Source organism: Marinifilum sp. RC60d5 (assembly GCF_052400665.1).
GTDB lineage: Bacteria > Bacteroidota > Bacteroidia > Bacteroidales > Marinifilaceae > JBQTGK01.
Map to the genome: position 1 here is coordinate 19,935 of NZ_JBQTGK010000006.1, position 13,171 is coordinate 33,105.

Consider the following 13,171-nt stretch of genomic DNA (forward strand, 5'->3'; position numbering starts at 1 on the left):
TTGTAAAACTTTTGAGTAAAGATCCTGAGAAATAAATAAAAATTAGCAATTTTCATTTATTTAAAAGGCTCTAGCTTTTCTAATTATAATTGTTTTTAATGAATAAAGTTATTTTAAGTTGTCTTTTTAGTTTTTTATTTTTTTGTTCTGGTGAAATATCTGGACAAATAAATATTAAAGGGAATGTGTTGGATCAGGATAGAAAACCAATACCCGGGAGTTCAATTTTCGTAAAAGATTCTTACATAGGAAGCATTTCAAATCGAGATGGGAAGTTCTCCATTAAAATTCCACAACACCTACAATCCGGTAAATTGTGTATTTCATGTATTGGTTATCAAATGCAGGAATTGGCTATAGATAAAATACATTCTCCAATACAGATTAGTTTACAAAAAGATACTTGTGATTTGGCAGAAGTATTGGTTATGCCTAAGGATACGCTGCTTGCCTTGCTTCGTCGTGCTTATGGAAAAATTAAAGACAATTACCCTGATTTTGATACAAGAATGAAAGGTTTTTATAGGGAAGCATATTATTCGTCGGAAAATAATGAATATTTATATTTTGGAGAGGCAATTCTTGATGTATTTAAAACTTCATATACTAAATCTTTAAAAGGGCAAGTTAAAATTGACAAAAGTCGAATGAATAAACATCCGTTATATCAGGATTACAGCTCTGTAATGTGGTATGGAGGAGTTCACATGCCTATAAATTACGATGATGTAAAAATTAGGGCAAATTATTTATCTCCCAATAATTTTAAAAACTATGATTATAGTATTTATAAAGATGTTTTAGATGGTCAAGCTGTATATAGAATAAATTTTAAACCTAAAGTAAATGCTAAGGTATCATATCAAGGGGAGTTTTATTTAGATATTAACTCATTAGCTTATTTGTATTGCGAATGTGAATATTCTGATTATGGTTTCGAAAAAAGAAACAGTGAACTTGTATTAAATGCTTTGCGAGTGAAGCAAAGAAAACTAATAACAAAATACAGAAACTGGAAGGGTAAATACTTTCTTTCATATATTTCTGATGAAGAGAAGTTTTATAATAAAAAAACAAAATCTGAATTAATTCAATTCAACGAATTTCTTGGTACTGATATACAAATAGAGAATGTAAAACCAATTCCTTTTCCGGAGCAAACAGAATATAGAGATGTATTTTATGTGACTGCAAATGATATTAAGGATTCTAATTGGAAGGAAGAAAATATAATTATTGCAGATAGCTCACTAAATAAATTAATAGAATATAGCCCTGGTAAAGCTCAAAAAATACTACATAAAAAGCATCAGTTGCCAAAAGGTTATCAATTTCGAAAAAAAATGGTTCAAGTGATTACCAAAATGTATTTTGATCTTAGTTTTGAATTTAAATCAAATGATAAAATTAACAATGCGAGTATTCAATTTTCTCCAACAGAATATCAGATATTCGATAAGTCAATGAGTAGCTCAGATCCCTTTTATACTTTTGGAATGAAAATGGGCTATAAGTTAAACCCTCATTGGGATGTGAATTTTGAGATGCAGGAATCAATTAGCAAGAATTTTGCTAGTCTTAATTCAATAGGTTTCGCTTATGAAACACCTCTAATCAATAGGGGGAATCAATTGCTACTTGTTGCAGGAATGAACTATTATTTTTCAAATAATGGTCAGCATATTGGTGATTTTAAATCGGAGTCGGATTTTAAAACTGGCGGAAAGAAAATAAGGGCAGATAAGGTGGCTTTTTTTGTAGGAAAGAAAAAGCAAGGGATTTCGTTTGATTTGGGTTTGAAAACACGAATTTATCAATTTTATTCTTTGTTTATTACCGGGGGATATCGGGTGGATATCAATGATAGAGACCGATTATTTATAAAAGAAAAATCAGGATTCTTTTTAACTCGTAAAACAACAGATATTTCTTTAAAGGATTCTTCAATTCAATATTTCGAAAATGGAGTGCAAACCACTACAACTAGTTTCGATACCAAAGATTTTTACTTTAAAGCAGGAATTCGTTTTGCTTTCTAACTGCCGCACGAATCCTTTCGTGTGGTTTATTGTATTAATTATTTAATTAATTTTTTGTTAAAAACGTAAGAATTAATTATTTTAGCTATCTGTATCTAAATTTTAAGAAATTACAAACAGAAATTACATATTCAAGAACTCCGAATGTTTTATTATGTGAGTTTTAGCTTAATTGAATGGAGTGCTGCATTTTCTCGATTCAAATACAAATAAATTTTGGCAAGAATTATTGTGGGTATGTAGCTGCCACACGAAAGGACTTAATTGTATAATAAATTTAAATTACTATGAAAATTGAATTAACAAAAAAGCAACTTAAGTACGTATTAATTTTAATGGCAATAGTTGGTATTATAGTTTTTGAGATTGGAGGAAAAATAGGAGCTGTTCTAGCTCAATAAACTCAAAACTTACGAGGAGTCATTAATTATGGTGAAAATAAGAACTGTGTATTTTTAAGCCCCCAAAATACGCTCGCACTATCTGCGATGGGTGCGATATTAAAATAGTTGCTGAAGGAGTAATTTTGGTTCGAATTAAGGTAAAAAAGGAAGGACACCCACCCAAGGCATCCTTCCTAAACTTAAAACGAAAACAAAATGATTATTCTTGCATTGAAGCTTCTTCTTCCTCTTTAGAGTTTTCTTGTCTGGTTATTCGTGCTGCAATTCGTGAGTTAATGTCTTTAATTACCTCGTTAATTTCAGCAGCAATATCGTCGTATTCTGTTTTATCGGTCATTTCTTTCATTACCATTAAAAAGCGATCTAATGCTTCAATGGCCTTGCGTACTTCTTTAGCGGCTTTTACCCCTTCTGCATTTGGCTTTTCGGCCTCTTCTTTGATTTTCTCTTCTTCCTTGTCAATAAAATCTTGCTGAGAAGTTTTCAGGAAAGCATAATGATTATCGGCGCCAATGGCTGTAATGGCAGCTTTTAGCTCTTCACTGGAATCAATTTTATTAAAAAAATTAATCATATTGGCAGTCTGATCCTGATAACCCATATCGTAAATGCGCATTTCAGGTGAGCGAACAATACTTAATAATTTTTCGGCATTGGTACGTATCTCATCATCTTCTTTGTACGATTGAGAAATTACCAGGTACATGAAACATTTCCAGCCGTCGTCTCTTCTGTGATCTTTGGCTGCTAGTTCGCTGGTACGCATACTACTTTGGGAGATCTTCATATTATCTTCCAAATTATTTACGGTAACATTTACCTTGGTTTTTGGCTTGATTAACTGAAGTTCTGTTTCGTCGTATTTACCCAAAATGTTCGATGTTTTGGAACCTAATAAAAGATAGTCTGCCAAATGCATCTTGTGAAATTTAATAGAATTGAACATACTTTAAAATTTAAGATCTAGCAATTAGTTATTTAACACTTACATGAAGTTATGAATAAAGAAATAATTCCACAATAGATAATGGTTAAAAATAACATCAGATTATCAAAGAGTTATGATTGTAAGCGTGAGTTGTGTTGAAAATAGAGAGATCTAAAACTATTCATAATCAATCTAAATTTGTTGTGTAACTATATTGGCCTTTCAAGAATCTGGATTTATAATTATGTTATAGATGAATTGTAATTTTATGTTTTAAATAAGTTGCCCGGACAACCAATAAGGTAATTTTACGTGTAAAATCTCAGCCCTGGAGTTCGGGAGTAGTAATTCTGCGTGTTGATTAGGTTGACCAGAGAACCAAGAGAGCAATTCTACGCTTGAATTTGAGAATACCGATTTACGGATCGTACAATTTTGCATTTTAAATTGGCATTCCGGAGAACCAAGGAGGCAATTTTACGTGTAAAATCACTGCCCTGGAGTTCGGGACTAGCAATTTTACATGTTGAATTGATAGTTAGGAGAACCAATGGAGCAATTCAAAAAGTAAAATTTTAGTTCTTGCTTGCAGTAGATTTACCTTAACGATTGAATTGGACTATTTTTAATTTTGTACTTTTTATACAAAAGTTTCTTATTATTTACGCTAGATTCATTTACAGATTCCATTTATTCAAAGGATTTGAATATCTTTGCGAATCCAATTACGAATTAGTAAATTACAGATTACGAACTATAAATAATTCGTAATTGATTTGAAGATTTGTAATTGATTTTGTAATTCGTAATTGATAGTATGAAGAATATTCGAAATTTTTGCATTATAGCTCATATCGACCATGGTAAATCAACCTTGGCCGACCGTTTGTTAGACGTAACCAATACCATTACCGATCGTGAGAAACAAGCTCAGGTACTCGATGATATGGATTTGGAACGTGAGCGTGGAATTACCATTAAGAGTCATGCCATACAAATGGATTACATGCGCGATGGTGAAAAATATACCTTAAACCTGATTGACACTCCTGGTCATGTCGACTTCTCTTACGAGGTTTCACGTTCCATTGCTGCCTGCGAAGGTGCTTTGCTAATTGTAGATGCTACACAGGGAATTCAGGCACAAACAATTTCAAATTTGTATTTGGCTATTGAGAATGATCTGGAAATTATTCCGGTATTAAATAAGATCGATTTGCCAAATGCGAATCCTGAAGATGTAAAAGACCAAATTGTAGACCTTTTGGGATGCGATATTGATGATATTTTAGCCGCCAGTGGAAAAACCGGCGAAGGTGTTCCTGATATTTTAGAAGCCATTGTTGATCGTGTTCCAGCTCCTGAAGGAGAAGCTGATGCACCACTTCAGGCCTTGATTTTTGATTCGGAGTTTAATTCTTTTCGAGGAATTATTGCTTATATCCGCGTAATGAGCGGGGAAATTAAGAAAGGCGATACTGTAAAATTTGTAAATACAGATAAAGAATATCAGGCTGATGAAATTGGAGTATTGCGATTAATACAGGAACCTCGAGATGTGCTAAAAACCGGAGATGTAGGATATATTATTTCAGGTATTAAAACTTCTACCGAGGTAAAAGTAGGAGATACGGTTACCCATAGAGATAGACCCTGTGAAGAAGGTATTGATGGATTTGAAGAGGTAAAACCTATGGTATTTGCCGGAGTTTATCCTATTGTTTCGGAAGATTATGAAGACTTGCGTGCGGCAATGGAAAAATTGAAGCTGAATGATGCTTCTCTTACTTTTGAGCCGGAATCGTCGATGGCACTTGGTTTTGGTTTTCGTTGTGGATTTCTTGGTTTATTACACATGGAAATTATTCAGGAGCGTTTAGATCGTGAGTTCGATATGAATGTGATTACAACCGTTCCTAACGTTTCGTACATTGCACATACCAATAAAGGTGAAGAATTCGAAATGCACAATCCTTCGGATATGCCGGATCCTAATGCATTGGATTTTATTGAGGAGCCTTACATTCGTGCTCAAATTATTTCTAAATCAGAATTTATTGGTCCTTTAATGAACCTTTGCATGAGCAAGCGTGGCGTTATGACCAATCAGCAATATTTAACCAGCGATAGGGTAGAGTTGACTTACGAGATGCCACTAGGTGAAATTGTATTCGATTTTTACGATAAGCTAAAGAGTATCTCAAAAGGATATGCTTCTTTCGATTATTTCCAGATTGGTTTCCGTCCGGCTAAATTGGTTAAACTGGATATTCTGTTGAATGGAGAAGGTGTTGATGCTCTTTCTACCTTAATTCACTTCGATAATGCACAATCGTTCGGACGACGCATGTGTGAGAAATTGAAAGATTTAATTCCTCGTCAGCAGTTCGATATTGCCATTCAGGGAGCAATTGGAGCGAAAATTATTTCTCGTGAAACAGTTAAGGCAGTTCGTAAAGATGTAACCGCAAAATGTTATGGTGGTGATATCACGCGTAAGCGTAAATTGCTTGAGAAGCAGAAAAAAGGAAAGAAACGTATGAAACAGGTTGGTAATGTTGAAGTACCACAGAAGGCTTTCCTAGCGGTTCTTAAATTAGATTAAATATGTAATCAGATCGTTTTTATAGATTCTGTCTGCATTAAAATAATATATAGAAGCTGTTCGATTTTTCGGGCAGCTTTTTTTATAGCTATTTTTTAACTTACTCATTTTTTTGGAGAGATTTAGGAAGTGCTGTGTGCACAAGTTAATGGAAAGAAAGGGAAACAAAAGGAAGCAAATAGAATTATATCAGGCATAAAAAAAATGCTGCCCAAATTGAGCAGCACCTTTTAGTTTGTTGTTGTTTTTTGAATTATGTTCTTACATAATTAGCTTATATCCTTTACCATGAACATTAATAATTTCGATGCTAGGTTCTGCTTTTAGGTGTTTACGAAGTTTGGTAATGTAAACATCCATGCTTCGGGCATTAAAATAATTATCATCCGACCATATTGTTTTTAAAGCCAGATTACGTTCTAATACTTTGTTTACATTGTTACACAAAAGTTTTAGAAGTTCAGACTCTTTGGTAGTCAGCTTAATTGTTTTTTCACCATCCTGCAAAAATTGTTTTTTTGCATCGAAAAGTAAATGTCCTAATTTAAATTCTTCCTGAGTATTTTCAGATTTTACTCCCGAAGTTCTTCTTAGCACAGCTTCAATTCTAACCAGTAGTTCTTCCATGCTAAATGGTTTGGTCATATAATCGTCGGCCCCCAGCTTAAATCCTTCTAAAACATCTTCTTTCATCGATTTAGCTGTTAAAAAGATAATAGGAATTTCGCTGTTTATTAATCGAATATCTTTTGCCAGAGTAAATCCATCGCGATGAGGCATCATAATATCAAAAATACACAGATCGTAAGGGTTCTTTAAGAATTCATCATAAGCTTTATCACCATCTTCGCAAAGCGTAGTGTTGTAATTTTTAGCTATTAAATATTCTTTAAGCAAAAGGCCTAGATTTGCATCATCTTCGGCTAATAAAATTCTAACTTGTTCCATGCGTTTATTTTTTTAATGGAAGATATACTTCAAATTTCGATCCCTTATCGAGAATACTGTCAACCTGTACTTCTCCATGATGGGCATCAACAACTTTATTCACATAAGATAAACCTAGTCCAAATCCTTTAACATTATGGACATTTCCGGTGTGTACCCTAAAAAATCTCTCGAATACCATTTTCTGATCTTCTTTTGAGATTCCAATTCCGTTATCGGTAATGGCAATAACAATTCCTTTGTTTTTGTTGCGAGTACTAATACTAATTTCAGGATTATCTTTGCTGTATTTTATTGCGTTATCAAGTAAATTGGAAATTACATTGCTAATATGCACTTCATCGGCCATTATTAAATCATCGTTGGCATCGAGATTGTTGTACATATTACCATTTTTGTCTTCTACTCTAATTGTAAAGTTAGGTAATAAATTCTGAATTATTTTATGAACATTAATGGGTTTTAACTTCAATCTCATTCGGTCTTCGTTAAAAACAGCCATTTGCAGTACTTTCTCCACCTGATAGGTTAATCTTTTGCTCTCATCGTTAATAATTTTTGCAATATGATCGATGGTTGATGCAGTTGTTGTTACTGTATTATCCTTTAACATTTGCGAAGCCAACGAAATGGTTGAGATCGGAGTTTTAAACTCATGGGTCATATTATTGATAAAGTCATTCTTAATTTTTGATAATTTTTTCTGACGAAAAATGATGAAAATTGTAAATGCGCTGCAAAGAATTAAAACCAGAGTTAAAATAAAAGAAGGAAAAAGCATGGAGTAAGATTGTACCATGTATTTCTTTTGCCCTGGAAAATAAATGTAAAGCAGATTTGAACTGAAAAATAAGTCGTTAGGAAAAAGTTGTTTGCTAAATTTTTCTATCGAAGGATTTTGGTAATAATTTCGAGATCGTTGTTCAACTTTTGATGAGTTGGATTTTACGGCGTATTCAAATTTTAATTTTATGCCATTATCCTTAAGTTTTTCTTTTATCAGCTTAGGGAGTAATTGCATGTCAATTCGTTCGGTTATCTTTAAATTTTCCTGTTTTAGTTTGCCAGGTAAAAGGCCCGATCTGTAATTGCTACCCGATAAGCTTTTTTTATATTTCTCGTGTAGTTTTTTATTTACGGCCGATAGTCCACCCTTATTAAGGTATCCCTCAGCGATACTTATTTTTTTATTTTCCGATGAGATACTTACTGTTGCTTTATCGTGCTTAGTATCCATAGGAATATTAAAAATTACTTCAGATTTTTTTGAAATAATAGTTTGCTGACCCGATGCATTTGAGTAGGATTCAATATCTCCCTTAAGAATGATTTGAGTTTCTTCGTCGTGTTCCAGTTTAGAAACAACCTGATCGAGTGCTTTACTAACGGTAAGGGCAAATTGCTCTTCTTTTATTTTAGAGGCCGATTGAAAATAATTTATCTGCACCAGTATTAGTCCAAACAAGGATAGGCACAAAACTATTGTAACAAGCCAAATATACTTCTGATTCATATTTACAAAGATAAAAAAATCATGTACCGACAATTACTACTTAACAATCTTTAACAAAAGAGTGTTTATTTCTATTGATTAGATAATAAATGATTTGTGATAGAATGACTTTATAAATTCGGATTCGATATAATTAAGCTAAAAATAGATCATTTGAGTAAAATTTCACTTAAAACGGCTTTGAAATTTATAATTTGATACTATATTTGTCCTTGGAGAATGAATCTATAAGGAACAATCTCCTTGATTAAAAATTTTGGTTAATAGTTAGATGAAAGGGCGGTTGTGGTTACCGTCCTTTTTTTTATGCCTTTTGTTAATATATGTGCGTGTTGATATGTGTTCTTTGAGAAGAACATTAAAAACAGAATTTATACGAGAAAATTGAAAGATTAAGATGCCATCTCTTTTTGGTTGATTCTTTTTAAGGCTTCGCAGGCGGCTTTTTGCTGAGCTTCTTTTTTGGAGGTTCCAATTCCTTTACCCATTTTTACTTCTTCGACTTCAACTTCCGAAATAAATACAGGCAAACGCAATATTTTGTCTAAGCCATCTTCCTGAGTGTCGAAAAAAACATCTTTTTTGTTTTTTTGTGCCCACTCAATTAGTTTGCTTTTAAAATTGGTTTCAACCGTAACTACTTCTTCTATGTTGATGTGTTTTTTGAAAATACGATCTTCAATAAAAATTCGGGTGTTTTGGTATCCCTGATCTAAATAAATTGCTCCAATTAAAGCTTCAAAAGCATCTCCATAAATGTGTTTATTATTATTCATATTCACATTTGAGATTACCTGTTTGTCTAGTCCAATTTTTATGGCCAGCTTATTTAGAGATTCTCTACTTACAATTTTAGATCTTATTTGAGTAAGAAATCCTTCATCTTTATTTGGGAAAAATTTATAAAGGATATCTGCAATAATAGCACCTAAAATAGCGTCGCCAAGATATTCCAGGCGTTCGTTATTCATGCCGTAACCATCTTTTTGTATGGTAGCAGATTTGTGTATGAAAGCTAATTCATACAAATCGGGTTTATTGGGGTAAAACCCTAAAAAATCATATAACAATCCATAAAACTCCCTTTCAGGAAAGAAAAAAAGTTTTATGGATTGATAAATAGACTTAATCACAAATTATTTGGTGAATGATTTGAAAATTACGGATGCATTGTGTCCGCCAAAACCAAAAGTATTACTCAAAGCAGCTCTGATTTCGCGCTTTTGAGCTTTGTGAAGTGTGAGATTTAGTTTCTCATCAATTTCCGGATCTTTCTCTCTATGATTAATAGTAGGAGGAACTAATTCGTTGTTCATTGCAAGAATACAAGCAATTGCTTCAACAGAACCAGCAGCACCTAATAAGTGTCCAGTCATTGATTTGGTCGAACTAATGTTCATTTCGTACACATGTTCTCCGAAAACCGTTTTTAAAGCTCTCGTTTCTGGAATGTCTCCAACAGGAGTTGAAGTTCCATGAACGTTCACATAATCGATTTCCTCAGGAGATATGTTCGCATCGCTTAATGCCATTTTCATGGCGTTAATAGCTCCTCTACCTTCAGGATGAGTTGCTGTTATGTGGTAAGCATCACCAGACATTCCTCCACCAACAAGTTCAGCATAAATTTTTGCTCCTCGTGCTTTTGCATGTTCGTATTCTTCTAGAATCAAACATCCACCGCCTTCACCCATAACGAAACCGTCGCGAGTTTTGCAGAAAGGACGAGATGCAGTTTTACACTCATCATTGTTTGAAGAAATTGCCTGCATTGAGCTAAATCCACCTAATCCTGCTTCATTAATTGCCGCTTCAGAACCTCCAGTAATAAAGAGGTCTGCTTTTCCTAAACGTATGTAGTTTAAGGCGTCAATCATAGCGTGAGAAGAGGAAGCGCATGCAGAAACTGTACCGTAGTTTGGTCCCTGGAATCCATATTTCATTGAAATATGGCCGGCAGCAATATCAGAAATCATCTTAGGGATGAAAAATGGAGAGAAACGAGGAGTTCCATCCCCGTTTGCATATCCTGTAACTTCATCTAAGAAAGTCTTAATACCACCGATACCAGAACCCCAGATTACTCCGGCTTTTGTTAAATCTTCCGCCTCAAGATCAAGATTTGAATCTGCCATAGCTTCTTTAACAGCAACTAAAGCATACTGAGCATACAAATCAAGTTTGCGTGCTTCTTTACGATCAAAATGATCTTTTGGATCGAAATTTTTAACTTCGCAGGCGAACCGAGTCTTGAACTTAGAAGCATCAAAATGAGTGATCATATCTGAACCACTGACTCCGTTCTTCAAATTCTCCCAATATTCGGCAATATTATTACCAATTGGATTAATTGTTCCAAGACCAGTTACCACTACTCTTCTAAATTCCATAAAAAAGGTTCTGGTTAATGATTACTTAGCGTTTTCTTCGATATAGGAAACAGCGTCACCTACTGTACCGATGTTTTCTGCTTGATCATCCGGAATTGCGATGTTAAATTCTTTTTCGAATTCCATGATTAGCTCAACTGTATCCAATGAGTCAGCTCCTAGATCGTTAGTGAAGCTAGCTTCCGGAGTTACTTCAGTTTCGTCTACACCCAACTTATCAACGATGATAGCTTTTACTCTAGATGCAATATCAGACATAACTTTTAAATTTAAATGATTAATATTAAAACTAATTAATTTTCAACGGTGCAAAGAAATGAATTTACTTGAAATAATTCAAATATTTTTTACAAAGTTGCGAACAAAGGTAATTCTTTTTCTTTTTCCACGAAATTATTTCCATTGGAAATGGCTTTTATCTATCTTTGGGTGATCTCTTAAATATTTATAAAAATACAATGAATAGAATCGCCATACTTGCTTCTGGGTCAGGGAGTAATGCTGAAAATATAGCTCGCTATTTTAAGGGGAATCCAAATGTTGAAATAGTTGTTATATTAACCAACAATGCTGATGCTTTTGTACTAAACAGAGCGAAAGAACTAAATATTGAAAGTTTGGTGTTTTCGAAGTCAGATTTCATGAAAACGGATAAAATTATTGATTTTTTAGATGAAAAAAAGGTTGATTTTATCGTTTTAGCAGGTTTTTTATTGCTTCTTCCTTCGAATTTTGTGCGTAAATTCTCCGATAGAATTGTAAATATTCATCCTGCACTTTTACCAAAATATGGTGGAAAAGGAATGTATGGAATGAATGTTCACAAGGCCGTAATTGAAAATGGAGAGAGTGAATCGGGCATCACCATTCATCTGGTAAATGAAAATTATGATGAGGGAAAAATCGTTTTTCAAGCTAAATGCAAACTTGAAAAAGATGATTCCCCCGAATGTGTGGCCAAAAAAGTTCATCAGCTAGAGTATGAACATTTTCCTAAAATTATAGAGCAATTACTGTAAGCTAATTGCTTTTTCGCTACTTAATTCTATTAAGAAATCGTTTTTTAGTTTTTCAAAAGCAGGTTTGTTTTCCTCTTTAACGGGTGCTACAGGAGGCGATTTCATTTTTAAAGGATTAATAGCTGATCCGTTTTTAAACACTCTAAAATCTAAATGTGGTCCGGTAGCTAAACCTGTTGAACCTACGTAGCCAATTGTTTGGCCTTGCTTAACTCTTACGCCTGTTCTCATTCCTTTACCAAAGCGGGAAAGGTGCATATAGGTTGTGGAGTAAACACTGTTGTGTTTTATTTTAATGTAATTTCCTCCTCCATTTTTCTGATAGCCTTTTTTAATAATTACTCCATCGCCGATCGTATGTACAGGAGTTCCTGTTGGAGCTGCATAATCGATACCATGATGTGCTCTGTACCTTTTTAAAACTGGGTGGAATCGTCTGTTCGAAAAACGGGAACTAATTCTTGAATAGCGTAATGGGGCTTTTAAGAATGCTTTTTGTAAGCTATTTCCTTTTTCATCGAAGAATCCTTTTTTTTCTCCTTCGGTAAAAGCAAAAGCGTAATTATCCGAGTTGTGATGAATAAAATTAACGGCCAATACCTTAATATCATGAATTGGTTTATCGTCTACAAATGCTTCTTCATATATAATATTAAAACGATCGCCTTTGCCAATTCCAAAAAAATCAATGGTCCAGGCATATATTTCTGACAATTCTATTGATAGCAGAGGATCTGCTTTTACGCTTACCATTGCATTCCAAAGAGAAGATTCAATATCGCCACTTACTTGTTTTTTGAGGTATTTAATTTCTTTTTCTCCTTTATATACATGTAAAGTATCACGAAGATCGAAAACAATATATTCTACAGGTGTGTTTTCGTAGATAAAATACTCTGGATTTTTAATGCTATCGTTGGTAAATAGAACAGAATATTCTTTACCCGATTTTATTTTGCGAACATTAAAAACTTTTTTTGCTTTTCGGGCTATTTTATCGATAGTGGAAAAAGAGACTTCGTATTGGCGCAGCAGAGTAGATAAACTTTGATTTCGTTTTACTTTACTGGTTTCAACTTTAAAATCATCAATTGGGAATCCGTACTTTAAATTAACTAGTTTTAATTCTGCCGAGTCGATGGCCTGATGTTCTTCCGTTTTTACCTCTTCGGGGATATCTTTTAGTTTAGTTGATAAAAGGTATAATCCTGCAAGAACAAGACCTGCGATAATTAGAGTTTTGTAATTAAAGTACTTTTTCATTTTCTGATTTTAGTCCCAGTTTAAATTGTAAATATGCTTATGTAATATAGATTATAATGATG

At 33.5% G+C, this 13,171-nt stretch carries 10 protein-coding genes; 3 read left to right on the forward strand and 7 right to left on the reverse strand.

Features of this window, described 5'->3' with window-relative positions; all coding sequences use genetic code 11:
* Positions 1-98 precede the first annotated feature (98 nt).
* Positions 99-2,039: a carboxypeptidase-like regulatory domain-containing protein gene (locus ACT3CE_RS13750; RefSeq protein ID WP_444710343.1), complete on the forward strand. Its 1,941-nt coding sequence runs from the start codon at positions 99-101 to the stop codon at positions 2,037-2,039.
* A 603-nt stretch (positions 2,040-2,642) separates the two neighbouring features.
* Here the strand turns inward: ACT3CE_RS13750 and ACT3CE_RS13755 are convergent.
* Positions 2,643-3,362, reverse strand: a complete 720-nt coding sequence (locus ACT3CE_RS13755) for a DUF6261 family protein (protein WP_444710344.1) — start codon at positions 3,360-3,362, stop codon at positions 2,643-2,645.
* Positions 3,363-4,188: 826 nt separating this feature from the next.
* Between ACT3CE_RS13755 and lepA the strand changes: the two genes are divergently transcribed.
* The gene (gene lepA, locus ACT3CE_RS13760; protein WP_444710345.1) at positions 4,189-5,976 is read left to right on the forward strand and encodes a translation elongation factor 4; all 1,788 of its coding nucleotides are present in this window, start codon (positions 4,189-4,191) and stop codon (positions 5,974-5,976) included.
* A 261-nt stretch (positions 5,977-6,237) separates the two neighbouring features.
* Here lepA and rprY read toward each other — a convergent pair whose 3' ends face one another.
* The 5 genes from rprY to ACT3CE_RS13785 all read right to left on the reverse strand — a co-directional run bounded on the left by rprY (position 6,238) and on the right by ACT3CE_RS13785 (position 11,085).
* Positions 6,238-6,924, reverse strand: coding sequence for a response regulator transcription factor RprY (gene rprY, locus ACT3CE_RS13765; RefSeq protein ID WP_320117329.1), 687 nt, complete (start codon positions 6,922-6,924; stop codon positions 6,238-6,240).
* 4 nt (positions 6,925-6,928) lie between these two features.
* A complete protein-coding gene (locus tag ACT3CE_RS13770) occupies positions 6,929-8,437 on the reverse strand; it encodes a sensor histidine kinase (protein WP_444710346.1) in 1,509 nt (502 codons plus the stop codon).
* A gap of 392 nt (positions 8,438-8,829) precedes the next feature.
* On the reverse strand, positions 8,830-9,570 hold the full coding sequence (gene rnc, locus ACT3CE_RS13775; protein WP_444710347.1) for a ribonuclease III: 741 nt from the start codon (positions 9,568-9,570) through the stop codon (positions 8,830-8,832).
* A 3-nt stretch (positions 9,571-9,573) separates the two neighbouring features.
* Positions 9,574-10,827: a beta-ketoacyl-ACP synthase II gene (gene fabF / locus ACT3CE_RS13780; protein WP_444710348.1), complete on the reverse strand. Its 1,254-nt coding sequence runs from the start codon at positions 10,825-10,827 to the stop codon at positions 9,574-9,576.
* 21 nt (positions 10,828-10,848) lie between these two features.
* Positions 10,849-11,085, reverse strand: a complete 237-nt coding sequence (locus ACT3CE_RS13785) for an acyl carrier protein (RefSeq protein WP_054718918.1) — start codon at positions 11,083-11,085, stop codon at positions 10,849-10,851.
* Positions 11,086-11,285: 200 nt separating this feature from the next.
* Here ACT3CE_RS13785 and purN point away from each other — a divergent pair, with 200 nt between their 5' ends.
* Positions 11,286-11,846, forward strand: coding sequence for a phosphoribosylglycinamide formyltransferase (gene purN / locus ACT3CE_RS13790; RefSeq protein WP_444710349.1), 561 nt, complete (start codon positions 11,286-11,288; stop codon positions 11,844-11,846).
* On the opposite strand, the gene ACT3CE_RS13795 is transcribed toward purN, so the two are convergent.
* Positions 11,838-13,109 carry a peptidoglycan DD-metalloendopeptidase family protein gene (locus ACT3CE_RS13795; protein WP_444710350.1) on the reverse strand — a complete coding sequence of 424 codons (1,272 nt, stop codon included), beginning with the start codon at positions 13,107-13,109 and terminating at the stop codon, positions 11,838-11,840. The two genes, purN and ACT3CE_RS13795, sit on opposite strands and share 9 nt — an antisense overlap.
* Positions 13,110-13,171 lie beyond the last annotated feature (62 nt).